The organism is Ilumatobacter coccineus YM16-304 (assembly GCF_000348785.1).
Lineage (GTDB): Bacteria > Actinomycetota > Acidimicrobiia > Acidimicrobiales > Ilumatobacteraceae > Ilumatobacter_A > Ilumatobacter_A coccineus.
Map to the genome: position 1 here is coordinate 1,934,219 of NC_020520.1, position 24,004 is coordinate 1,958,222.

Genomic DNA, 24,004 nt, shown 5'->3' on the forward strand with positions numbered 1-24,004 from the left:
CGGGCGGCGCCGCCGCAGTGGCGCGGCGGCGTGGCACTCGGTGTCGTCAGTGGTGGGAACGTAGCACGCACGCGACACGACCGATTTCGGTGTCGGTCGGTGCGAGCGTCGCAATCGCCGAGCGCTGCTGCTCAGGGTTCGATCACGATCCAGCCTCGGCGTTGGAGCTCCGCGGCGAGTTCTTCGACCGGCACGTCGGCGAGCGAGCTGGGGCCGGCTGAAGCGGACGAGGGCGTTCCGGTGTCGGGCGTCGGCGTGGCGCGGGGGACCGGGCGGCGCGCGGCCGGGCGAAGCGGGGCAGCCGGGCCCGAGGAGGTCGGAGACGTCGGCTTGGGTGCTCTGGACGGGGGAGGGGCATGTGATCCGGCGGGTGGGCCGTCGCCGTGGATCTCGATCTGCAGACGCTCGATGAACTCGTCGGCTTCGGAGGTGGTGAACTTGCCGCCCGCCTGCCGCTGTGTGAATCCCATCGGGCCGCGGGCATCTCGGTAGCCGGAGTGCCCGGCGGCTTCGAGGAGCTCCAAGAGCTCACGGAGTTGCCGTGCCGATGCCGGAGGTCCGGACGATTCACCAAACGCCATGTGGCACTCTCTCACACGCCGCGGCGGTCTGTTGCCGACCGTTCAGATGCGGTCGACGAGCCGTTGCAACACGTCGTCGACGCGGTCGATGGCGTCGTCGAGGCTGTGCTCGTCCTCGATCGTTCGGGCCGAGAAGACGGCGACCAGTACGCCGTCGACACGCGCGGCCCCCAGTGCTTGGGCGACCGCTGGTTCGGTGCCGAAGTCGACGTCGCCGGCGATGATGATCGCGTCGTCTGCCCCGGCGATCGCCCGTTGGGCGACGTCGAACGTGTTGGGGGTGCCCGTTGCGAAGAGGTCGCACTCGGTGAGTGCGCGGAACGCCTCGATCCAGATCTGGCTCTCGGCCGGTGCGCCGTCGCCGACCATGATCGACACTTCTTCGTCGGTCCACGCGTTGCGGTAGTCGATGTCGAAGCCGTCGAGGTTCGGCGGGATCGGTCCGTCGCAGTCATCGATCGCGTCCTCGGGATCGGCGGGCTCCGCCTCGTTGCGGCGTCCGTACTCGTAGTTCCAGCCCGCGCCGAGTTCGGCGGGTGACGGTGCGAGGTGAGCGAGGGGGTGATCCGCCCAGTCGGCGAGCGGAGGCGGGAAGGTCTCGGCGGAGGGCTCGGTGTGCGGTTCGTCGCCGGCCGGGACGGTCGTCGTGGTGACGGGGATGGCCGGCACGAAGACAGATGTCGGCGGTGCCTCATCGCTCGGCGTGCCGGGGACGCTGGTCGCGACGGGAACGGAGTCGACGCTGCCGGGGTCGGACACCGGTGCCGGGTTGCCGTCGAGGCGCTCCGACAGCGTGGTCATGAGCAGGTCGACGTACGTCCACATCTCGTCCCCCTCGACCTCGAGCACGACCACGGTGCTGTCGACCTGCCAGTACGCGAGTGTCCAACTCGGGAAGTCGGCGTTCCCGATGACGATGCCGGCGGTCGTGTGGGTTGACCTCGGCATGACGATCGGCTCGCTCCAGAAGCTGCTCTCGAGGTCGACGGCGATCATCGGGCAGTCGGTCCACACCCGGTCGACGGCGTCGAGCACGTCGCTGGCCGCCTCGGGAGTGTCGAGTTCGACGGCGGTGTTGCGAAACGACGCGCCGCCGTTCGTTCCGCGACTGCGCACGCCGGCGAGACCGGTCGTTTCCCACGCGGTGTTCATGTCGGGGCAGTCGATCGATTGCCAGGTGGGCTCGGCCGGCACGCTCATCGGAGTCCCGACCTCCCATCCGGGCAGGTCGCTCGCGAGCAGGACCTTCGAGTCGACGTCGACCGGACGCGTGCCGGGCACGGTCGTGCTCGACGCGGTGGGAGGCGGCTCAGCCACAGCGGTCGTCGTGGTCGTGGCGGCGGCGGTGGTGGTCGTGGCCACCTCGTCGACGTCGGGAAGTCGCTCGCCGCTCTGATTCGAGAACGACGACGTCGATTCGACGTCGCTCGACGACGCGCAGGCGCCGAGCGTGAGCGCGCCGGCGAGGAGGAGGGGCGGGCCGATGCGCATGGTGCTGTATCGGCAACATGCTGCGGGAGCTGTAGGCCAGGTGATTCGGCTGCCGACTCGGGGCCGGGAGATGTCGGGAGATGTCGGGCGACGGGCGGCTACGGGTGAGCGCCGCGAACCCCGTCGAGGAGCATGGCATCGACGTCGACCTCGCCGTGCAGAACGCTGATGTCGCCGGTGGTCTCGAGCACGACGGCGCGCACTTGCGACAGTTGCAGCACGTTCGCTTCACGGAGCTTCGCGACGACGTCGCTGCGCGTGACCCGGCACCTCGTCATCGCCGCCTCGTCGAACGCTCCGTCGCGCATGAGCAGTTGCGGGGTGTTGTCGACGATCGTGCCGAACGACATCGTGCGGCGCAGGATCGAGATGACGGCTTGCACGATGAGCAGGGCGGCGATGCCGACGACGCCGTTGGCGACCGGGGTCGAGGTGGCGACTGCGCTGGCCAGGATCGAGCCGATGGCGACGGTGACGGCGAAGTCGAAGCTCGACATCTTCGACAGTGAGCGCAGCCCGATGACACGGATGGCGCCGATGACGAGCGTGACCATGATGACCGCCGAGAGCGCGACGAGTCCGGCCTGCTCCCACGATGTCCAGATCCAGTCGGCGAACACGTCACCACCACCCGAGCGTCGGTCCGTGACCGGTACTCGGTCGTCGAGACGAATGGAAGTTGCGGCTGCTGCTGTCCATGAACCATTGGTAGCAGCCCAACCACCGCGACGATTTCTGCCCAGGCTCGATGTGTACGCGTGAGGGTGATTTCTGCCCAGGCTCGATGTGTACGCGTGGGGGTGATTTCTGCCCAGGCTCGATGTGTACGCGTGGGGGTGATTTCTGCCCAGGCTCGATGTGTACGCGTGAGGGTGATTTCTGCCCAGGCCAAATGTGGTCGTTTGGGCGGTGGTGCTGGCGTTACGAGAGGGCGATGTCTCGTCGGTCGAGGGCGGCGAAGGCGAGCGCCGAGAGCGCGGTGGCGACGGCGAGCAGGACGACGACCGGGACGGCATCGAACGATTCGGCGGGCATCGCCGGAACGTGCTGGAAGGGGGAGAGGTCGTGAACCCAGGTCGGCAGGTGCAACACCGATCCGAAGATGCCGACCACGAACGCGAACAAGACGAGTCCCCACGCCGACGGTGCGAACCTCGGAGCGATCGCGACGACGCTGAACGCGGCGGCCGACATGACGAACAGAGCAGGCGTCATCACCAGCGCGGCCGCCAGGAGCGGCGGAGCGTCGGAGAGATCGCCTGTCATGACGGCGTAGCCCGCCCCCACTCCGAGTCCGGTTGCGGTCATGACCACCAGCGACCCGATCGACGCGACCACGAGGTGGCTCGCTGCCCACGAACGCCGCGAGGTCGCCGTCGACAGGATCACGTCGGCGTGCGTCGAGGTCTCCTCCCGCCGAAGCCGCAGTACCGAGCTGACGCTGAACGCCGAAGCGATGAGCGCGAGGATCAGCACCGAGGTCGAGAGGAACGCGTCGGTGATCGAGGCATTGCCGAGTTGTGCGAAGAAGTCGGCCATGTCGGGACTGTCTTCGATGATCGATTCGGCTTGGTCGGCCACGATTCCGTAGAAGAATCCGAACACGCCCAAGCTGAGCGACCAGCCGACGATCGAGCTGCGATGGAGCCGGAACGCGAGGCCGAGCGGTGATGCGAGGCGGTCGGACGCCTCCGGGCGCCCCGCTCGCTGCGTGAGCATTCCAGCGCCGTGGTCGCGTCGATCTTCCAGCGAGACCGCAACGAGTGCGACGACCCCAGCGACGCCGAGTTGCAGCGCGAGCACCCACCACCGCTCGTTCGCGAAGGCACGGATGGCCTGCGCCCAGCCGAGCGGCGACAACCACGACAGCCGGCCGTCGCCGACGTCGCCGACGGCTCGAAGCACGAACGAGACGGCGATCACGATTCCGCCGAGTCCGAGAGCTGCTCGCGACCGCTCGGCGACCTGGGAGGCCACGGCGGCGACGGTGGCGAACACCATTCCGGACGCGACGAGCGTCGACCCGAACGCGAGCGAGCCGACGGTCGAAAGCCCGTAGGCCACGAGCGTGGCGACGATGCCGCCGGCGATCACCAGGTCGCTGATCGCCATCCCGGCGAACGCGGCGGTCAGCGACGCGTGCCTGCCGATCGGAGCTGCACGCAACAGTTCGGCTCGGTTGGTCTCCTCGGCGGTGCGTGTGTGGCGAACGATGCCGAACAGGTTCATGACGGCGAACGCGATGATGATCCAGATGCCGAGTTCGTTCATCGTCACCGAGCCCAGCGTCGGATCGTCGAGTCCGTAGCCCGGACCGGCTTGCACGATCAGCGCGGCGTTGTCTCGCACGAGCGTGCCGTAGCCGTCGAGTTCGGCTTGCGTGTCGTAGAGCCTGGCCAGGCTCTGACAGGTCGCCGCGGTCAGCCCGACGATGCCGATGAACCAGAGTGAGAGACGGAATCGGTCGAGACGGAGTTGCAACCGCAGCAGCGAGCCGAGTCCGGCGAGTCCACCGGTGCGAGCGCTGCTGCCCGGCCCGGATCTCGCGGTGCGCTCGACGTCGGGCAGGAGGGTGCTCGGCCCGTACGAGGTCATCGCTCGGGCGTGTCGGGGGCGGCGTCTGGTGCCACCGACGTGCCGTCGTAGTGGTGGAGGAACAACTCTTCGAGGCTTGGTGGCTGGCTGGTCAGCGAGGTGATGCCGAACCCGGAGAGATGTCGGATCGCTTCGTCGAGCGACTCACGGTCGACGTCGAACATCAGTCGTTCGCCGTCGTGACGCACGTTGTGTGTGCCGTCGATGCGGGCCACGTCGTCGGCGGGTCGTTCGGTGGTGGCCGTGATGCTCGTGCGGGCGAGTGATCGCAGCTCGCCGAGTGTTCCGTCTCGCACCGTCCGACCGGAGCGGATGATCGTGACGTGATCGCAGAGCTTCTCGACCTCGCCGAGGATGTGGCTCGAGAGCAGCACGGTCCGTCCCTGCGAGGCGACCTCCTTGATGCACTGTTCGAACACCGATTCCATAAGGGGGTCGAGGCCCGACGTGGGCTCGTCGAGGAGGAGGAGTTCGACGTCGGACGCGAGGCCGGCGACGAGCGCGACCTTCTGTCGGTTGCCCTTCGAGTAGGTGCGGTTCTTCTTGCTGGGGTCGAGGTCGAAGCGGTCGATGAGGTCGGCGCGACGCTGTTGGTCGATCCCGCCGCGGAGGCGCCCGAGCAGGTCGATCGTCTCGCCACCCGACAGATTCGGCCACAGGTTGACGTCGCCGGGCACGTACGCGAGTCGACGATGGAGTTCGACGGCGTCGTTCCACGGATCGGCTCCGAGTACGGTCGTGGTCCCGCTGTCGGCTCGCAGGAGGCCGAGCAGGATGCGGATGGTGACCGACTTTCCCGCTCCGTTCGGTCCGAGGAAGCCGTGCACGTCGCCGGTGGCCACGTGCAGGTCGAGGCCGTCGAGTGCGCGCACGGATCCGAATGTCTTCACCACGTTCGACGCGGCGATCGCTGCGGTCATGCGTTCCTCCTTCGACGTTCGACCCTCAGTCTGGCCGACGCCGCCAGCCGACATCAGAGGAGAAGGTCATCTCGCTCGTCACGACGCCACGACGAGCCCAGCGAGCCACCACCCACAGGGTGATTTTTGCCCAGGCTCGATGTGGTCGCGTGGGGGTGATTTTCGGCCAGGCTCGATGTCGTCGCGTGGGGGTGATTTTTGCCCAGGCCAGAAGTGGTCGCGTGAGGGTGATTTTTGCCCAGGCCAAATGTCGTCGCGTGGGGGTGATTTTTGGCCAGGCTCGATGTGGTCGCGTGGGTCAGTCGTCCCAGTTGGTCCAGTCGACGTCGTGGTCGTTCACGTGGGCCTTCACGGCCCGGCCGATCGTCGACGGGAATCCGTGCTCGCCGAGTCGGTCGTACAGGCCGTACTGGCGGAGCCGGTCCTTCACCGGCCCCTTGATCTCGGCGAACACGAGTTGTACGCCGCGCTGTTCGAGGTCGTCGAGCAGTGATTCGAGCATCGCCGCCGCGCTGGTGTCGATGTCGGTGATCGGCTCGGCTGCGACCACGATGCGGTCGATCGGATCGTCGGCCTCGTCGAGGATCTCGTGGACTCGACGCGCGAAGTGATCGGCGTTGGCGAAGAACAGCGGAGCGTCGAACCGGAACAGCACGAGCCCGGGCACGCGCCGAGCATCCGGATGGCGAGTCAGATCGTGGTAGCCCTTCCGTCCGTCGACGCGGCCGAGCACGGCGTCGTACGGGCGCCACAGTTGGCGCACGAAGTTGGCCAGCGACAGCACCACGGCGACGGCGAGTCCGGTGAGCACACCGAGCAGCACCACGGCGCCGGTTGCCACGACGCAGAGGGCGAACTCGCTGCGGCGTGCAACGAACAACCAGCGGAGTTGGCGAAGATCGAACAGGTGGATGGCGGCGGCGATGATGATCGCCGCGAGGGTCGTCGACGGGAGTTGCTCGACGAGTCCGCTCCCGCCGACGAGCAACGCCAGCACCAGCGTGGCGCTCACGACACCGACGAGTTGCGTGTGCCCGCCGCTCGCCATGTTGGTGGTCGTCCGAGTCGTGCTGGCGCTCACCGGAAACCCTCCGAACAGACCGGCGGCGACATTCGACGCTCCGAGCGCCACGATCTCGCGATTGGGATCGACGCGTTCGCCGGTGCGGGCCGCGAAGCCTCGCGAGAGCGCCGTGGTGTCGGTGAGCGTCACCCACGCCAGACCGAGTGAGGCGACGGCGAGCGACGGCACGGTGCTGAGTTCGATGCGGGGCCACGACGGGGTGGGAAAGCCGCTCGGGAGCGCGCCGATGACGTCGACGCCGTCATCGACGAGGCCAAGCGTTCGCACGGCGACGATGCTCGCGACGACGGCGATCAACACGCCGGGGATCTTCGGAGAGACTCGTGCGGCGGTGACGATCGTCGCCAGTGCGACCAGACCGAGCACGACGACAGTGGCGTCGACCCGGCCGTCGGCCACGCCTGACACGAACTCGGCGCCCTGTTCGATCGGCATGTCGCCGTCGACCGAGAACCCCGCGAGCTTCGACAGCTGGCTCACGAGCATGACGATGGCGAGGCCGTTGAGGTAACCGAGTTGCACCGGGCGGGAGAGCAGTTCGGCGATCGAGCCGAGTCGGGCGAGTCCGGCCGCCACGCAGACCGCGCCGGTCATGAGCGCCAACATCGCGGCGATGGCGATCGCCGTCGCCGGGTCGCCGTCGCTGGCGGTCAGCGCGATCGCCGCCGCGATCAGCGGGGCGAGTGACGAGTCGGGGCCGACCAGGAGCAGTCGTGACGGCCCGAGGATCGCGTAGGCGAGCACTGCGGCGACGGTCGTGTACAGACCGGTGACGGCGGGGACGCCGGCGAGTTCGGCGTACGCCATCCCGTGGGGGACCATCAGCGCGGTGACGGCGAGTCCGGCGACGAGGTCGCCGCGCAGGTACTCGCGTCGATACCCGTTGATCAGCATCGCCGCCGCGCCCAGCACACGTTCGACGCCGCCATGGCGTTCATCGTACGACAGAGGCCGACCGAGCTCGGCCCGTCGCCAGAGCACGCCAGCGGTCTGGTGCGAGTCGGTCGGGAGCAGTCCGTTGCGACGCGGTCCTGCGGTGCGCCTCGGTCAGCGTTGGTGGGAGCCGGCGAGTTGGCGGTGCGGCTCGGCGGCGAGACGTTCGATCTCGTGTTCGGCGGGCTCGGGGTGTCCGAGGTGGTAGCCCTGCACCGCGTGGCATCCGAGTTCGCGAACGCGTTCGAGTTGGCGCTCGGTCTCGACACCTTCGGCAACGATGATGATGTCGAGCGCCCGGGCGATACCCGTGATGGCGGTGGCGATTCCCCAGCCGCGTTCGGAGTCGAGGTCGTGGACGAATCGGCGGTCGAGTTTGAGGCCGTCGACGGTGAGCGAGCTGAGCCGAGCGAGCGACGAGAAGCCGGTGCCGAAGTCGTCGATCCAGATCTGGGCACCGGCGCGTCGCAGGCCGTGCAGCACCGTCTGGGCGTACGCCGCGTCGATGACGGCCGATTCGGTGATCTCGATGACCAGTTGTCCGGGGCGAAGCCGATGAAGGTCGATGAGCTGTTCGACATCGTCGACGAGCGCTCGATTGAACTGGCGGGCCGACACGTTGACGCACACCGGAGCGTCGAGCGCAGCGGCGTGTGCGGCACCGATCTTCAACAGGTGAGTGCCGAGTTGAACGATCAGACCGGACTCTTCCGCGACGCCGATGAACGATCCGGGTGCCAGCACGCCACGTTCGGGGTGCTTCCACCGCGCCAGCGCCTCGTAGGCGATCGCGCCCTCCGCTTCGCGCCCGGGTCGGTGGATGCGTTGCAGGTGGAGTTCGAACTGGCCGTCGTCGATCGCCCGTCCCAGGTCGCGCTGCACCTGGGCCCACTCGGCGGTGCGGTCACGAAGCGCCTGGTCGAACACGACGCAGCCGTTGCGTCCGGCTTCCTTCGCGGCGTACATGGCCGCGTCGGCTTGCGAGAGCAGACCCTGCGCCGTCGAGTCCGGTTCGCTGACCGCGACGCCGATGCTCGCCGACACCACGAGCTCGTAGCCCTTGAGTTGGAAGGGGCGCTCGAGCGACTCGCGGATTCGTTGTGCCTGCTCGAAGGCCACGGAGGCGTCGGACACGTGGTTGAGTACGGCGAACTCGTCGCCACCGAGGCGAGCGAGGAGGAGCGCGGTGGGCGTCTGTTCGCGGATGCGCGCCGCCGCTGCGCCGAGCAGAGCGTCGCCGGTGTCGTGACCCATCGAGTCGTTGACGAGCTTGAAACGGTCGAGGTCGATGAACGACACGGCGACCGAGTCGGTGGGGCTGACCTTCAGCTGGGTGCCGAGCAGTCGGACGAACTCGCGACGGTTGGCGAGCCCGGTGAGGCCGTCGCTGTCGGCGGCGTGCTTGATGGCGTCGTGGAGGAAGAGCTGCGCGGTCACGTCGGTGACGACGACGAGATGACTCGGCCGACCGCGATGGACCGTGGGGACGCTGACGATCTTGACGTCGATGAGTTCACCGTCGGAGCGCTGGTGCTGGAAGGAGCGGTCGCCGGCGTAGATCTCGTTGCCGGTGTTGCGCACCATGGCTTCGACGATCGCTCGTTCGTCGTTGTCGGGGCGGATCTCGAGCAGCGACATCGACAGGAACTGCTCGCGGGAGTAGCCGTAGCGCTCGACCGCCAGGTCGTTGACGTCGACGAAGGCCAACGTCTCGTCGTCGTAGAGGTAGGTGACCCGGTCGAACCCTGCGACCGTGGAGGCGAACGGGGCACCGATGGCGATGTCGTTCGCGGCGAGCGTCACCACGTCGACGTGCGGTGGGGCTTCGGCGCGGCGGCGGGCGTGGAGGTCGACGAGGTGTTCGATCTGCCGTGCGAGGAACTCGATCGTGTCGAGTTGCTGCGCGGTGAACTCTCGCGGCTCGACGTCGAGCACGCACAGCGTCCCGATCGCGAGGCCGCTCGCATGGACGGGCACGCCGACGTACGAGCGCAGATGAGGCTCGCTGGTGACGTACTGATTGGAGCGATACGGCTCAGTGCGCAGCGTGTCGGCGATGACGATCGTCTCGTCGTTGGTGACGACGCGGTCACAGAACGCGACCTCGCGATTCATCAGCGTGCGGTCGAATCCGTACGACGACTTGGCCCACTCGTGGTGCTTGTTGACGAGGGAGAAGGCGGCCATCGGCACCTCGAGGGCGGCGGCGAGGTGGGCGACGATCTCGTCGAATGCGGCTTCACGCGGCGTTCCGAGCAGTCCGATGCGCTCGACGACGGCGACTCGTTCTTCTTCGAGTGATTCGTCGTCTACCTGGGGATTTGACATGTCGGGCGCTCTCCTCGGGGCTGGATGCACTCCGGCATGAGGCATCCGGTTGCCCCGAGCTCACCGCCCCGCAGAACAAATGCTACCAAAAGTGACCATATCGGCACTCTGTGCAAGAAGATCTTGACCGAGTGCAGAGTGGTTCGGTCGGTCGGACCCGCTCGTCTCCGTTGTCGCAAGTCTTCGGGGGGGGGGGGGGGGGGGCGAGAGAGGGCACGACGGCGGTCGGGCTGCGAGCGATCCGAGAAATCGGTCGCGCCCGGAACGTGGCAGTTCTAGTGTGGGGCGCGCCGTCGACGAACCTCGACGTCGGCCGAGCTCGGAGGATCGACATGACACCGTCAGCAACGAATCACCACCGCACTCCCGGTCGGGAGCGACGCGCTCACCGCGGCCGCGTCGCTCGACGCGCGGTGATCGCCGTGTCACTCGCCGCCGGCTTCGTGGCGGCGCCGGCGTCGAGCGGTCAGGCCGAGCCACCGGTCGCAACCCAGCTCGATCTCGTCGGCCCGGAGGGCAGCGAGTTGTTCGGCGAAGACGTGCTCGTGCTGTCGAACGGCAACTACGTGGTGACCGATCCGGGATACGACCTCGATGGGATCGTGGACGTCGGCGCCGTGCACCTGTACGACGGCGAGACCAATCAGCTCATCTCCACCGTCACCGGGTCGACCGCCGGTGACGAAGTCGGCAATCGAACCCCAGTCGAAGTGGGCGACGGCGACGTGGCGGTACTCGCATCGTCGTGGGACTTCGGCGGGGTGGTGGATGCCGGGGCGCTGATCCACATCGACGGCACGCTCGGCTTCTCCGGTCAGATCGACCCGACGAACAGCCTGCACGGTACGGCCACAGACGACCTGCGCGGCACGATCGTGCCGCTGGCCAACGGCAACTACACGGCTCGCTTCCCCGACTGGGACGATGGAGCGACGATTGATGTCGGCGCCGTGGTGTTCTTTCCGGCGGAGGGCGGGGTCGTCGGACCCGTCACCACCGACAACAGCCTCCACGGCAGCAACGTCGGCGATCGTGTCGGCAGCGTCGGCGTGCTCGCGCTCGACAACGGCAACTACGTCGTGGGAAGCCACGGCTGGAGCGACGGAGTGACGAGCCGGATCGGTGCGTCGACGTGGGTCGATGGCACGACCGGCCTCACCGGCCCGGTCACCACATCGAACAGCCTGCACGGTTCCAGCCCGAACGACGAGGTCGGTACTGCACGGCAGGTCGGCGACTCGAACTACGTGGTGACGAATTCGGTGTGGGACGGACCGGTCGTCGACGGCGGAGCGGTCACGTGGGTCGACGGTTCGACGGGCCTGACCGGGCCGGTCACGACGTCGAACAGTCTGTACGGCACGACGGTCGGCGACAGGGTCGGCAGCGCCGGGATCACGACGCTCGTCAACGGCAACTACATCGTGGGCACGTACCTCTGGGACTTCGGCATTCTGACCGACGTGGGCGCCGCCACCTGGGCCGACGGTGACACCGGCATCACCGGTCCGGTCACGCCAGCCAACAGCTTGCACGGCACGACCGCCAACGATTTCGTCGGTCTCAACGGCGTCGTCGCACTCACCAACGGCAACTATGTGGTCAACGCCAACCAGTGGGACAACGGCGCGTTGGTCAACGCCGGCGCCGCGGTGTGGGGCGATGGCACGACGGGCATCAGTGGTCCGGTCACGACCAGCAACAGCCTGTACGGCACGAGTGCGGAGGATTCCGTCGGACGCTCGGTCGCGCTCGCCAACGGCCACTACGTCGTCACCTCGCGTTCGTGGGACGATGGAGCGACCCCCGATGTCGGGGCGGTCACGTGGGGCGACGGCACGACGGGCATCACCGGGCCGATCACGACCGCCAACAGCATGCACGGCACGACCGCCAATGATTCGGTCGGGTTCGTCTCCTCGCTGTCCAACGGTGACTACGTCGTGTTGGCTCGCGACTGGGACAACGGGGCGCTGGTCGACGCCGGGGCCGTCGTGCTCGCCGATGGTGCGATGGGCACGACCGGTCCGGTCACGACCGACAACAGCCTGCACGGCACGCAGGCCGGCGATCGGATCGGCTTGTACGGAGCTGTCGAGTTGACCGACGGCAACTACGTGGTCGTGAGCCCGGCGTGGGCGTTCGGTGCCGAACAATACGCGGGCGCGATCACCTGGGTCGACGGCTCGACGGGAAGCCCGGGGCCGGTCACCGCCGGCAACAGTCTCCACGGCTCGACGACCGGCGATGCGGTCGGCTCGGTCGATAGCGGGGGTGGGGTCATCGCGCTGCCGCGAGGTCGTTACGTGGTCGTGAGCGACGAGTGGGACGACGGTGGCATGGCCGACGTCGGAGCGGTCACGGTCGGACGCAGCGGCGGGAGCACCGGCCCGGTCACGGCCGAGAACAGCGCCATCGGCACCCCGGGGGTCGGTATGGACCTCATCGGCGAGGCGGTCGAAACGGTCACCGCCGGCGGAGCCATCGTGGTGCAGACCTTCCAGAACCGGGTGATCCTCGTCCTGTCGGATCTGGTGTCGCGGAACCCGGCCCGCCTGCTCGACACTCGGTCGGGCGACGGCATCTCGACGGTCGACGGACTCGCCCTCGGCTGGGGTCGAGTCGATCCGGGCACGGCCATCCAGATCCAGATCGCCGGGCGCGGCGGCGTGCCGTCGAACGCTCGCACGGCGACGCTCAACCTCGCGTCGATCGCGCCGACGGGCGTCGGGTACGCCACGTTGTACCCGTGCACCGACGAGCCGCCGCTCGTGTCGGCGCTCAACTATCAGGCGGGTAGCAACGTCTCGAACGCCACGCTGGTCACCCTGTCGGATGCGGGCACGATCTGCCTGTTCTCGTCGGCGTCGGCGCACTATGCGATCGACGTGGTCGGGTACACGCCCGACGGGTCGCGAGTCGGCACGCTCGAGCCGGGTCGTCTGCTCGACACGCGGTCGGGGCCCGACATCGCCACGGTCGACGGCGAGTCGCTCGGCGCCGGTCGCCTGCTCGCCGGAGCGTTCGTCGAGGTCGAGGTGGCGGGCCGCGGTTCGGTGCCCGACGATGCGACGTCGGCGATCCTCAACCTGGCGGCGATCGCCCCGTCGGGTCGCGGGTTCGCGACGCTGTACCCGTGCACGCCGGAACGCCCGGTCGTGTCGGCGCTCAACTACGAGGCGGGGCAGAACATCTCCAACGCCACGGTCGTGAAGCTCAGCGAGACCGGCACGGTGTGCTTGTACACGTCGACCGAGGCGCACTACGCCCTCGACGTGTCGGGCTTCGTCCCGCCCGGGTCGAACTTCGAGACGCTCGAGCCAGGCCGACTGCTCGACACGCGATTCGGCGACGACATCACGACGGTCGACGGTGTCGGCGTGGGCGCCGGCCGCGTGGAAGCGATGGGTGTGATCGAGGTGCCGGTGGCCGGACGTGGGGGAGTGCCGACGGGTGCCGAATCGGCGCTGGTCAACCTCGCCACGGTGGCGCCGGGCGGCAAGGGCTACGCGACGTTGTATCCCTGCACCGACTCGCCGCCCAACGCGTCGTCGCTCAACTATGAAGCGTCGTCGAACATCTCCAACGCAACGCTCGTTCGCCTCTCCGACCAGGGCAACGTCTGCGTGTTCACCTCCGCCGAGGCCCACCTCGCACTCGACGTCCTCGGCTTCGTCGAGTAGCTGGTGACGCCGCCGGACGGTTTGTCTCAGAGACAAACCGTCCGGCCCCGACGGGTGCGGTCGCGGCGACGTCTGGCACGTACGCTGCCGAACATGACGCATCGCCTCACCGATCCGACGTTCTGGACGCAACCACTCAACGACCGCATGCTCGAGATGGGCACGTTCCGCGAAGCGGAGCCGTTCACCGAGGTGGCGTTCACCAACGAGTTCACCGGCGAGCAGGAGCGGTTCTTCGCCGTCACGCGCTACGACGACGTGGTCGCCATCAGCAAGGATCCGAAGACGTTCAGCTCGGCGTCGGGTGCGATCTCGATCGTCGATCTGCCGCCGGACGCGCTCGAATTCTTCGGGTCGTTCATCAACATGGACAACCCGCGTCACCAGCGTCAGCGAGCGATCGTGGCGAAGTCGTTCACGCCGACCGAGTTGGCCAACGTGCTCGACTCGGTGGAGACCATCGTGACCGAGGTGATCGACGGGTTCTGTGAGGAGGGCGAGGTCGACCTGGTCAAGGCACTCGCTCAGCCGTTCCCGCTCCTCGTCATCTGCGACATGATGGGCATTCCGCGCAGCGAGTTCGACACGGTGCTCAACGCGACCAACATCATCCTCGGTGGCGGCGACCCCGAGTTCGTGGGTGAGGGCGACCCGATGACGGCGATCCTCGGCGCCGGGCTCGAGTTGACGAATCTGATGAACGAGTTGGCCGACGAGCGTCGCAAGAACCCGACCGACGACCTCACCAGCAAGCTGGTTCATGCCGACGTCGACGGCGAGATGATGGCGCCCGAAGAGGTGGCGCCGTTCTTCATCCTGCTCGCGGTTGCCGGCAACGACACGACCCGCACGGCGCTGTCGCACGGGATGAACCTGCTGTCGCAGTTCCCCGAGCAGCGCGCGGCGTGGCAGGCCGACGTCGACGGGGTGACGGGCACCGCGGTGGAGGAGATCGTGCGCTACTCGGCGCCGGTCACGTTCATGCGTCGCACGCTGACCACCGACTTCGAGATGTCGGGGCACCAGTTCGCGCAGGGTGACAAGGTCGTGATGCTGTACGGGGCGGCGAACCGCGACCCGCGAGCGTTCGACCAGCCCGAGGTGTTCGACGTTCGTCGTTCGCCGAACCCGCACGTCGGATTCGGTGGGCCGGGACCGCACTTCTGCCTCGGTGCCAACCTGGCTCGTCGCGAGTTGGCGGTGGCCTTCCGCGAGATCTTCAAGCGGCTTCCCGACATCGAGGTCGTCGGCGACGCCGTGCCGCTCGATGCTGCGGGACTCCCGCTCGTCGGCGGCATCAAGCACCTCCCGGTCCGCTTCACCCCGACCGCCCCGACCTCCTGACCCGGACGGTTTGTCTCAGAGACAAACCGTCCGGATTGCTCGAAAACGTCGAAACCCCTGGTCAGATCGTGTCTGACCAGGGGCTTCGCGTGGAGCGGACGACGGTAATCGAAACCGCATCATCAGCTTGGAAGGCTGAGGTTCTACCGTTGAACTACGTCCGCAAGTAGCAGAGAGCTTAGCGGGCCGACTCCGCAACGTCTCGTTTCGGTCTCCGACCCGCTCCGCGAACCCGGTCAGCCGTGGCTGGCGTCGACGACGCAGAAGCGGTTGCCTTCGGTGTCGGCGATCACGATCCAGTCGGGGTCGTCGTCGTACGAGTCCCAGTCGACCCGCTGCGCCCCGAGCGACACGAGTCGCTCCACCTCGCTGCGTTGTTCGGCGGCCGAGTCGACGATCAGGTCGATGTGCAGCCGCGGGTGTTCGCTCGCCGGGGTGTCGGCGTGCTGGATCGCCAGGCGGGTCCCTTCGCCCGACGGCGGACGCAGGATCGTGAAGCCGTTCTCGGTGCCGTCGAAGCGCACCACGTCGTAGCCCATCGCCGCCGACCAGAAGGCCACGGCCCGGTCGACGTCGTCGGCCCCGATCACGATCGTTCCCAAACGCACCATCGACCCAGATTGCCAGATGGTGCCGCACGCAGCCAGCAGCTGATTCGCCATGGGTGTGCTCGGATGTGGGCGAATCGGCTGATCGCCCGCATACTCGCATCCGACGTTGCCATGACTTCCCGCCCCGCCTCCGACGTGCCCGAGTCACTCGTCCAGCGCGTCCGCAAACTGCTCGACAAGGCCGAGGCCACCACCAACGTGCACGAGGCCGAGGCGTTCTCGCAGAAGGCGGCGCAACTCGTCGCGCTGCATCGCATCTCACCGGAGCGGCTCGAGGCGGTGGGTCGTGGCGATGGTGAGCTCGGCATCGTGGAGATCAACGTCGGCCGCGGCGCGTACGTGCGAGCCCGGCTGGCTCTGCTCGCGGCGGTGAGCGAGCCGCACGACGTGCGCGTCGTGTACCAGGCCACGCCCGCCGGGACCATCGGCTTCGCTGCCGGTTTCCGGCGTGATCTCGATGTGGTCGAGATGCTCTACGAGTCGCTCCACCAGCAGGCCTCGGCGCAGATGGCCGAGATCAAGCGGGGGAGTGGGGGCGCCACCCAGCGCTATCGCCGGTCGTTCCTGTTCGGGTTCGCCGACCGGGTCGGTCAGATCCTCGCCGAAGCGAAGGCCGGAGCCGAAGAGGCCGTGGTGCAGGCGCAGGCATCGAGTACGGCGCTGGCGATTCGTGAGCGCCGTGAAGAGGTCGATGGGTACGTCCGCGAGTCGTGGGGGCGCGTTCGAGCGGCGGCAGCACCGACTTCGGTGGGTCCCGACGGCTGGCACAGCGGCGCCAAGGCAGCCGAACGGGCCGACGTCGGGCGTAAGCGGGTCGGTGGCCGACGCGGTCTCGGCCGAGGCCGACGGTGATCGATCGTCAACGTTCCGAGGTCTACGCGGCCGAGTTGGCCGCGTTCGACGGCACCGACCTCGAGGTCGTGCGTCCGCTCGGCGACGTCGTCACGCTGATCCACACCGTGGTCGCAGGCGAGTGGTGGCCCGGCCCGACCGTCACCGCGGTGGCGATGCGCGCCGACGCTCGGTCGTCGTGTGCTCGCACGGTTCCCGGCGGGGTCGAAGTCCGACTCGCCACGCCGCAGGCGACGTGGGCGACCGCCGCACACGAACTCGCGCACGCGCTCGCCGGTGTCGACGCTGGCCACGACGCGCTCTACCGGCGGGCGATGCTCGACGTCGTCGAGGTCGTCACCAACACAGCAACAGGGGCGAGGCGCGGGCTCCTCCACGTCGAGCAACTCGCCGGCGCGTACCGCGCCGCGGGCCTCGATGTCGCCGACCGCACCTGGCCGCGCCCCGACGCCGGCGGACCCATCGCCCTCTGACCGCTGCGTCATCCGGTGTCAGACACCAGATGATGGATGTCAGGCACCGTTCGCACTGCCGCGGCTATGGTGACCTGCCGTGGGGGAGCGGAAACTGCGAGTCGTCGTCGCCGACGATTCACTGCTGATCCGCCAGGGTGTGGTCGCCCTCTTCTCGATCATCGACGACGTCGAGGTGGTCGCCGAGTGTGACGATCTACCGACCCTGCTCGATGCGGTGGCCGAGCATCGTCCCGACGTGGTGCTCACCGATGTGTGCATGCCGCCCACCCTCACCGACGAGGGGATCCAGGCCGCGGCCACGATCCGGGCCGACCATCCGGGCACGGGCGTGCTCGTGCTCAGCCAGTACGCGGAGGCCGAGAACGTGCTGGCGCTGTTCGACAACGGTTCCGAAGGCGTCGGCTACCTGCTCAAGGAGCGGGTCAGCGACCCCGACGAACTGGGCCGAGCCATCCGCTCGGTCGGCGCCGGCGGGTCGGTCGTCGACCCGCAGATCGTCGAAGTGCTGCTGTCGGCTCGCGGTGGGGGTACCTCGGCCGTCGATCGGCTCACACCGCGCGAACGCGACGTGATGGGGCTCATCGCCGAGGGGTACAACAACGCGTCGATCGGCGAGCGACTCGTCTTGAGCGAGCGGGCCGTGGCGAAACACATCAACTCGATCTTCTCCAAGCTCGACCTCGGCGAAGACGACGAAGTGCACAAGCGAGTCCGCGCGGTGCTCACGTGGCTCGCTCACTGACGTTCTTCGGCCCGGCGACCGTCGACGGGGAGGCCGACATCTGGATCCAGCGGATGCGACTCCAGTTCCGTTTCAACCAGATCTATGCGCTCGTCGTGCTCGTGTTCGGCACCGTGTTGGCGTTCACGATCGTCGACACCTGGTGGTCGCTGCTGTTTCTCGGTGCGCTCGCCGCCGACGTCGTGCTGGTCCAGGTCTTCCTCGCCAGGCTGACCGCCGACAACTTCGTCACCACCGGCATCGTGCTCACCGCTGCGTTGTGGGTGCTCGGCATCGTGCTCGCACCGCTCGTGCCGTTCGCCCTGCCGATCCTGATCTTCATGCTGCTCGTGCCGATGCAGGGGGTGGCGCCGCTCGTCGACCCGCACGAGATCGGTTGGTTCATCGGGGCGTGCGCGCTGGCGATCGCCGTGATGACCGCGCTCGCCGTGTTCCTCGAGAGCCCGATCCAGGAGCAACTGCCGTCGTGGATGCGCAACACGATCCTGATCGTCGGCGTGGGCGCGTTCGCGTTCGTCGCCGGGGAAGTGGTGCGTGACACGCACGCCCGCCACGTCGCCGGCGTCGAACGACTCGTCGACAGCAACACCGCGCTCCGCTCGTCGCGCTCGCGCCTCGTCGGGGTGGCCGATGCCGAACGGCGACGCCTCGAACGAGATCTGCACGATGGCGCGCAGCAGCGGCTCACCGCCCTCACGATCCGGCTCCGGTTGCTCGCCGCGAAGCACCCCGATGCGGCCGATGGCGTCGACGAGCTCATCGACGAGGTGCAGTTGGCGATCGACGACCTCCGCGCGGTGGCACACGGTCTGTATCCGCCGCTGCTCGAACGGCGCGGCCTCGGCGAAGCGCTCGGAGCGACGGCACGCCGGTCCCCGATCGACGTGGTCGTGAACGCCGACGGCATCGGACGCTACGACGAGTCGGTCGAGACCGCCGTGTACTTCTCCTGCCTCGAAGCGATCACGAACGCGACGAAGTACGCGGGCGCCGACGCCACCGTCACGATCGACCTCACCGAAGCCGAGGAGCACCTCCAGGTGCAGATCGCCGACGATGGACCGGGCTTCGACCCGGAGGTCGTCGGTGAGGGAAGTGGTCTGCGGAACATGACGGACCGGATCGCGGCGGTCGACGCCGATCTGCGCATCGACACCTCGCCGGGCAACGGCGTGCGGGTCACGGCGTCGATCCCGGTCTCGACCGATGGGGGTGCAGGGACCCCCACGGCCTGACCTTCCTCAGCCCCTGCAACAACACCATCCACCACCATCGCCTCACATCGACGATTGCTCGACGATGGAGACATGATTCGCACCTCCTTCCCGACGACCCTTCGCACCGTGGCACTCACGCTCGCCGTGGCCTCAGGTGCAGCGTCGTGCGCCTCGACGTCGTCGGGCGGCACCTCGGTCGACGCCGACGATCAGGCGAGCACGACTGACCCGGTCGACGACGGCGACGGCGACGGCGGCCGGGCCGACGGTGACACCGGGAGCGACCCGGTCGATGCGCCGGTCGACGACGAGGCCGACGGTGAGGCCGAGGGTGGGGCCGACGGCGAGGCGTCGGGCATCCGGGCAGGCGACGGCGACTCGGTTGCCGATCCGGCGCCGGTCGACCTCGAGGTCGGAGCGATCGAGCTGACGGCCGACACCGATGCCACCGTGTCGACGCTCGACGACGGACGAACCGTCGTGCAGGGGACCGTCACGGTGCCGACCGCCGGCGCCGACGTCGAACTCGCCGATGCCGACATCGCCGTGGGCATCGGGCCCGACGGCGAGCCGAGCATCTCCGGCACCGCCCGCGTGCCGTTCCCGACCGAGGGAAAGTTCGCCGACGCCGAGATCAACCAGCTCCCGATCGGCGAGATGGGCAGCGCCTACGGCCGTGACCTCGCGCACCTCGGAGCGCACCTGCACGACGACACTCGCTACCTGTTCTTCGCCTTCGACGGTGGCCTCGACGTGTCGCTCCCGTTCGCCGGTGAGCCCGGCTACGAGGCGCTGCCGTCGACGATCGCCGTGCCGACCGGCGTGTCGGCCGCCCTCGTCCTCGACCCGACCGACCCGTACTTCTACGTCGGCACGAACTGCCCCGACCTCAGCAAGGACGACGACGAGCCAGAGCAGAACGACGACAAGGACCGCGACGACTCGAAGCAGAGCGACGAGCGTGACCGCGACCAGAGCGACGACGGCCAGAACGACGACGAGTCGGGCGAGGCGTACTACACGATCGAGCCGTCGAGCCTGCCTGCCGGGCAGGAGTGCGGTATCGGCATCTCGAACAACGGCAACATCCCGGCGCCGGCCACCGGCCTCGGTGACGCATTCACCGGCCACGTCGTGGTCGACGGCATCGTCCCGCTCTACGCCGGGATCGAGCTCGACGGTTCGGCCGTGATCGCACTGCGTGACCCCGGCGTCCGCACGGTCGGCTGGGGTGACGTGCTCGCCACCGTCCCGCTGATCGACTCGCTCATCGACATCCAGATCCCGTTGGCCGACGCCGCCGTCGAGATCCAGGCCGAGAGCACCCGGATCGGTGTGGCGTACGACGGCGCGATCGGCGGATCGAACCCGACCTACGAACTGCCGCTCGTCGGCATGCCGATCACCATCCCGACCACGGGCTCGGTCGAGTGGGACGCTCGCTTCGGGTTCGTCGACGACGGCAGCGGCACCTGGCGCATCGACCCGGCGAGCTACGCCGAAGTGTCGGGCGAGTTCGGCGTCGGTCTCGGACAGTTCGGTGAGCTGATCGGGATGGAACTGTCCGACGTGGCCAGCCAGTCGGGTTCGTTCCGCATCGATTCGACCGGCGTGACCGCTCGCGGCCAGTCGCAGCTCCAGATCCACCCGGCGCTCCGCTCGGGAGCCGCAGCCGACTATGCGCTGCGCATCGACGCTGCCGACTGGTTGCAGAGCAGCCTCGAGTTCGTCGCCGACGTCGAGTTGGCGGGCCACACGATCGCCGCTGCCGACGTGGTGGTCGGCGGTGACGGCATCGCCGTGGCTGGCGAGGTCGACTTCGGCTTCGCTCGGGCGGCGCTCAGCGGCTCGATCGACTCGACCGGCTTCGAACTGGCCGGCGAGGCGGGCATCGACCTCTCGATCGACGGGCTCGCCGAAGCGTCACGCTCGGTCACCGAAGGAATCACCTCGCTGATCACCGAAGTGGAACAACTCGACGGTGAGATCGACCGTGCCCGGGCCGAGGTTCGGGAGAACCGGCGCAACCGAGACGACGCGTTCATCGGTGCCAAGAGCTTCCTGCAGAACGCGATCGATTCGCTCGACGAGCTCGACAGCGAGACGGCTGAGAAGGAAGCTCGCATCGCCGAGCTGCGCCGCAAGATCGCCGACGAGCAGGACTGGTACGACGGTTTGAGCGCCGGCAAGAAGGTCCTCGAGTGGACCGCTCACTCGGCCCGTCTGACCGTGTGGCGGGGTGAGATCGCGACCCTCAACGTTCGGATCTTCGCCATCGACGACGTCTACCGTCCCGCAGCCGTCGGCGTGCTCACCGGAGCGCAGGAAGCACTCGACCTGATCCAGGCGGGACTCGATGCGCTCCCGGTCGACACCAACCCGAAGGTCGCGGTGCTGCTCCTCACCCGCAACGGCCTGATCGGAGCGCTCGAACTCGCTCGGGGTACGGCCGAACTGTTCGAGATCGAGGGCTCGCTTCGCGGCAACGTGGCGATGCGTCTCGCCTCCGACGGCATCGGCGGCTCGTTCAGCGGTGAGCTCTGCGGCCCCAACCGGTGCACGGCGTTGCCGGGTGGCCGAGTCGAGTTGGGTGCCGACACGGCGATCTGCGTCGAGCTTCCCGGATTGGGCGAGAAGTGCCTGGCGTTCTGAGCGTGCTGATCGTCGACGACGACCCCTCGATGGGTCGGCTGATGGCCGACCTGGTCGTGGCCGGCGGGGGAGCGGTGTGCGACATCGCCGGGAGCGGCGAGGCAGCGCTCGACACGCTCGCGACCGTTTCGTGCCCCGACCTGGTGTTGCTCGACGTCAACCTGCCGGGCATCGACGGCATCGAGACCGCCCACCGGATGCTGGCGCGTTGGCCGGCGCTGCGGGTCGTGCTGACCTCGACCGAGGCACTGGCCGATCTGCCCGCCGACCTGCTCGACGGCGGGGTGAGCGAGTTCGTTCCGAAAGTCGAGCTAGGCCCGGATCGAGTCGGCGCGCTCCTCGCCGGGTGATCGTGCCCGACCCGTCTGTCACCCCGGTAGGTTCATCCACTCACATACGGGGTGTAGCGCAGCTTGGTTAGCGCGCCTGCTTTGGGAGCAGGAGGCCGGGAGTTCGAATCTCCCCACCCCGACCATTCCGAGCTGGTGTTTTCCAGCTCGGCGTTTGGCTTACCGGTGCTCTGCTGTTCGGAGTGCTGGTCCGAGAGTCGGGTCACCGCCGAAGGCACGCAGCGTGGGGCAAGCTGTCATCGATACAGGCCGAGACACTCGGTCCCTACGCTTCGGCGCTGCCCGACGAACTCCGATACGAGTTACTGATGGAGTATGGCAAGGCCGTCTTCCGCGGTGGAGACGTGGCGCTCGACGTCGGTGGACGGCAACCGGCAACGACGACAGCGCCGATCGACGCCATGGAGCTCATCACGGCGGCCCTCAAGGCAGCCTCGGCGGCTGGCGGGGCAGTGGAGTCCGCTGCGAAGGCGAGGACCGCGACGTCGAGCGAGGCAGCTCCAGAGGCGGCGAAGCACGGCGTGCCAAACAACGTGCGTTGAGGCGACTGCGGCGAGCGGGCTCCCGGGCGGAACATGTATCGCATATGTATCAATCCGGCGTGCACCGCCTTGTGACGCCTCGTTCGGCTGTTCGTGTTCTGTCCTGACGTCACCCCAGCTAGACCGGTAGAAATCGGCGAAATCCAGCACGAAACGGCATTCGCCGAGAACCCCCATTTTTCGGATTTGGGAGCAGGAGGCCGGGAGCTCGAATCTCCCCACCCCGACCACGTGGGCTGGCGATCTCCAGCCCAGCGATCGGCTTGACACGCGTTGCTGTCATCGATGTATCAGTCCTTGGGTGGCGGAATATCGAGGAGAGCGCCGATGGCGTGGAAGGCAACGGGTCAGCCGACGGTCGGTAAGCAGCGCAGGAGGTGGGTCGTGCGCGTCGACGGGATCGAGCTCGGACATTGACCCCAGGACTCGACACAATCACCGGCTGAGAAGCGCATTTCTTCGGAAGCTGGTCGACCGAATGGCGCCAGTGGTAGGCAGACCGCTAGCTTTGCGCGAAGACCCGGAATGGCGGCCGGCTATAGGCGTTCTCTATGGTGTTCTGATGGACCGCCGCGACATCGAGTACTTCTTGGCGGTGGTTGACCATGGCTCGTTCGCCAGAGCTGCACGAAGTCTTCGGGTCAGCCAGCCGTCTGTGTCCGATGCGGTGCGCAAGCTCGAGCGAGGGCTGGGCGTGGCGCTCTTCGATCGGTCGTCGAAGGGTGCGACGCCAACGGCGACCGGGATACGGATGCTGGCCGAAGCGCGCGAGATCGAGCGAAAGTTCCAACTGCTCGAGCACGACGCTCGTGCAGAGACGAAAACGAAGCGGGCGCACTTGCACCTTGCCTTGCCGGGCATCTTGGCGGTGCATCCCATGGCCGATCTTCTGTCGGCCTTCCTGGCGCAGCGCACCGAGGTCGATGTCCGCCTGAGTGATCCGCCAACAGAGCAGGCGGTGTGGGAGGCGGTCGCCAGCGGTGCGGCCGACTTCGGATTTGTCACTCAGCTACGACAGCCGGGGTTTCACTCGTTGTTTCTCGGTACGCATCGCCTCGTGGCTGTTTTTCCTCCCGGCACGCCACCGGGACTGGGTCCGGTTGACGTCGACGAGTTTGCTCGCAGTGCGTGGGTATCAGGGCCGCCACGCGGCTTCTTCTCACGACAGCTCGTCGATGAACAGGTCAAGGCCCGAGGTCTCGTACAGAACCGACTCGTGGTCACCGACCATCGACAGGCGATCGGGCCACTCACGTTGAAGGGTGCCGGGCCCTCCCTGCTGAACCCGATCGAGGCGGCGGATCTCGTGGCCCGAGGTGCGGTCGTCCGCCCTACGACCCCGGTGTTCGAGCGCCCGTACTATGTCATTTATAGTGACAGTGCCGATGTCGACTCCGACGAGCGGCGACACTTCTTGGCGGTTGCATCGGCCCTGGTGCCCGAGTTCGACGCCACCCATCGCAGCGCCCTCGAGGTGTGTGACGGCTCGTTGTGACGCGGTGCCGCCGGACTGCCGGCGCCGGATCATGCAGTTGCGAGAACAACGCCGATGGGGTGCCCGCCACATCGGTCGCGAAGTTGGCCGAACCGGCCCGACCGTGCA

18 protein-coding genes and 2 tRNA genes are annotated in these 24,004 nt (G+C 67.9%); 11 read left to right on the top strand and 9 right to left on the bottom strand.

What is annotated here, in order from left to right; translation table 11 throughout:
* Window positions 1-131: 131 nt before the first annotated feature.
* The 7 genes from YM304_RS08715 to YM304_RS08745 form a co-directional block, all read right to left on the bottom strand.
* Window positions 132-581 (bottom strand): hypothetical protein, encoded by a 450-nt coding sequence (locus YM304_RS08715; protein WP_015441298.1) that lies wholly within the window; start codon window positions 579-581, stop codon window positions 132-134.
* 42 nt (window positions 582-623) lie between these two features.
* A complete protein-coding gene (locus YM304_RS08720; RefSeq protein ID WP_015441299.1) occupies window positions 624-2,072 on the bottom strand; it encodes a hypothetical protein in 1,449 nt (482 codons plus the stop codon).
* Between the two features lie 98 nt (window positions 2,073-2,170).
* Window positions 2,171-2,692 carry a DUF421 domain-containing protein gene (locus YM304_RS08725; protein ID WP_015441300.1) on the bottom strand — a complete coding sequence of 174 codons (522 nt, stop codon included), beginning with the start codon at window positions 2,690-2,692 and terminating at the stop codon, window positions 2,171-2,173.
* 301 nt (window positions 2,693-2,993) lie between these two features.
* The gene (locus YM304_RS08730) at window positions 2,994-4,667 is read right to left on the bottom strand and encodes an ABC transporter permease (RefSeq protein WP_015441301.1); all 1,674 of its coding nucleotides are present in this window, start codon (window positions 4,665-4,667) and stop codon (window positions 2,994-2,996) included.
* Complete coding sequence (locus tag YM304_RS08735) at window positions 4,664-5,587, bottom strand: ABC transporter ATP-binding protein (RefSeq protein ID WP_015441302.1); 924 nt, start codon at window positions 5,585-5,587, stop codon at window positions 4,664-4,666. Before YM304_RS08735 ends, YM304_RS08730 begins: the two co-directional genes overlap by 4 nt.
* 298 nt (window positions 5,588-5,885) lie before the next feature.
* Window positions 5,886-7,565 (bottom strand): SulP family inorganic anion transporter, encoded by a 1,680-nt coding sequence (locus YM304_RS08740; RefSeq protein WP_051071569.1) that lies wholly within the window; start codon window positions 7,563-7,565, stop codon window positions 5,886-5,888.
* Between the two features lie 153 nt (window positions 7,566-7,718).
* Complete coding sequence (locus tag YM304_RS08745; protein ID WP_015441305.1) at window positions 7,719-9,932, bottom strand: putative bifunctional diguanylate cyclase/phosphodiesterase; 2,214 nt, start codon at window positions 9,930-9,932, stop codon at window positions 7,719-7,721.
* 332 nt (window positions 9,933-10,264) lie between these two features.
* Here YM304_RS08745 and YM304_RS08750 point away from each other — a divergent pair, with 332 nt between their 5' ends.
* Window positions 10,265-13,615 (top strand): hypothetical protein, encoded by a 3,351-nt coding sequence (locus tag YM304_RS08750; RefSeq protein WP_154723375.1) that lies wholly within the window; start codon window positions 10,265-10,267, stop codon window positions 13,613-13,615.
* A 93-nt stretch (window positions 13,616-13,708) separates the two neighbouring features.
* Window positions 13,709-14,959, top strand: coding sequence for a cytochrome P450 (locus YM304_RS08755; RefSeq protein WP_154723376.1), 1,251 nt, complete (start codon window positions 13,709-13,711; stop codon window positions 14,957-14,959).
* Between the two features lie 90 nt (window positions 14,960-15,049).
* On the opposite strand, the gene YM304_RS08760 is transcribed toward YM304_RS08755, so the two are convergent.
* Both YM304_RS08760 and YM304_RS08765 read right to left on the bottom strand, forming a co-directional pair.
* Window positions 15,050-15,123, bottom strand: a tRNA-Gly gene (locus YM304_RS08760).
* Window positions 15,124-15,195: 72 nt separating this feature from the next.
* Window positions 15,196-15,570 carry a VOC family protein gene (locus YM304_RS08765; RefSeq protein ID WP_015441308.1) on the bottom strand — a complete coding sequence of 125 codons (375 nt, stop codon included), beginning with the start codon at window positions 15,568-15,570 and terminating at the stop codon, window positions 15,196-15,198.
* 111 nt (window positions 15,571-15,681) lie between these two features.
* Here YM304_RS08765 and YM304_RS08770 point away from each other — a divergent pair, with 111 nt between their 5' ends.
* The 9 genes from YM304_RS08770 to YM304_RS08810 all read left to right on the top strand — a co-directional run bounded on the left by YM304_RS08770 (window position 15,682) and on the right by YM304_RS08810 (window position 23,896).
* Entirely contained in the window at window positions 15,682-16,422 is a 741-nt protein-coding gene (locus YM304_RS08770; protein ID WP_015441309.1) for a DUF2786 domain-containing protein, read from the top strand.
* Window positions 16,419-16,895: a hypothetical protein gene (locus YM304_RS08775; RefSeq protein ID WP_015441310.1), complete on the top strand. Its 477-nt coding sequence runs from the start codon at window positions 16,419-16,421 to the stop codon at window positions 16,893-16,895. Before YM304_RS08770 ends, YM304_RS08775 begins: the two co-directional genes overlap by 4 nt.
* Window positions 16,896-16,974: 79 nt before the next feature.
* Window positions 16,975-17,640: a response regulator transcription factor gene (locus YM304_RS08780; protein ID WP_015441311.1), complete on the top strand. Its 666-nt coding sequence runs from the start codon at window positions 16,975-16,977 to the stop codon at window positions 17,638-17,640.
* Complete coding sequence (locus YM304_RS22285) at window positions 17,625-18,875, top strand: sensor histidine kinase (protein WP_051071372.1); 1,251 nt, start codon at window positions 17,625-17,627, stop codon at window positions 18,873-18,875. Before YM304_RS08780 ends, YM304_RS22285 begins: the two co-directional genes overlap by 16 nt.
* A gap of 72 nt (window positions 18,876-18,947) precedes the next feature.
* Window positions 18,948-21,509, top strand: coding sequence for a coiled-coil domain-containing protein (locus YM304_RS25565; RefSeq protein WP_015441313.1), 2,562 nt, complete (start codon window positions 18,948-18,950; stop codon window positions 21,507-21,509).
* Window positions 21,494-21,859, top strand: a complete 366-nt coding sequence (locus tag YM304_RS08795) for a response regulator (RefSeq protein ID WP_041298140.1) — start codon at window positions 21,494-21,496, stop codon at window positions 21,857-21,859. The genes YM304_RS25565 and YM304_RS08795 overlap by 16 nt, the downstream gene beginning before the upstream one ends.
* Window positions 21,860-21,906: 47 nt before the next feature.
* Window positions 21,907-21,984, top strand: a tRNA-Pro gene (locus YM304_RS08800).
* A 183-nt stretch (window positions 21,985-22,167) separates the two neighbouring features.
* Window positions 22,168-22,401 (top strand): hypothetical protein, encoded by a 234-nt coding sequence (locus YM304_RS08805; protein ID WP_041298142.1) that lies wholly within the window; start codon window positions 22,168-22,170, stop codon window positions 22,399-22,401.
* Between the two features lie 562 nt (window positions 22,402-22,963).
* Window positions 22,964-23,896, top strand: coding sequence for a LysR family transcriptional regulator (locus tag YM304_RS08810; RefSeq protein ID WP_015441316.1), 933 nt, complete (start codon window positions 22,964-22,966; stop codon window positions 23,894-23,896).
* The last annotated feature ends 108 nt before the right edge of the window (window positions 23,897-24,004 follow it).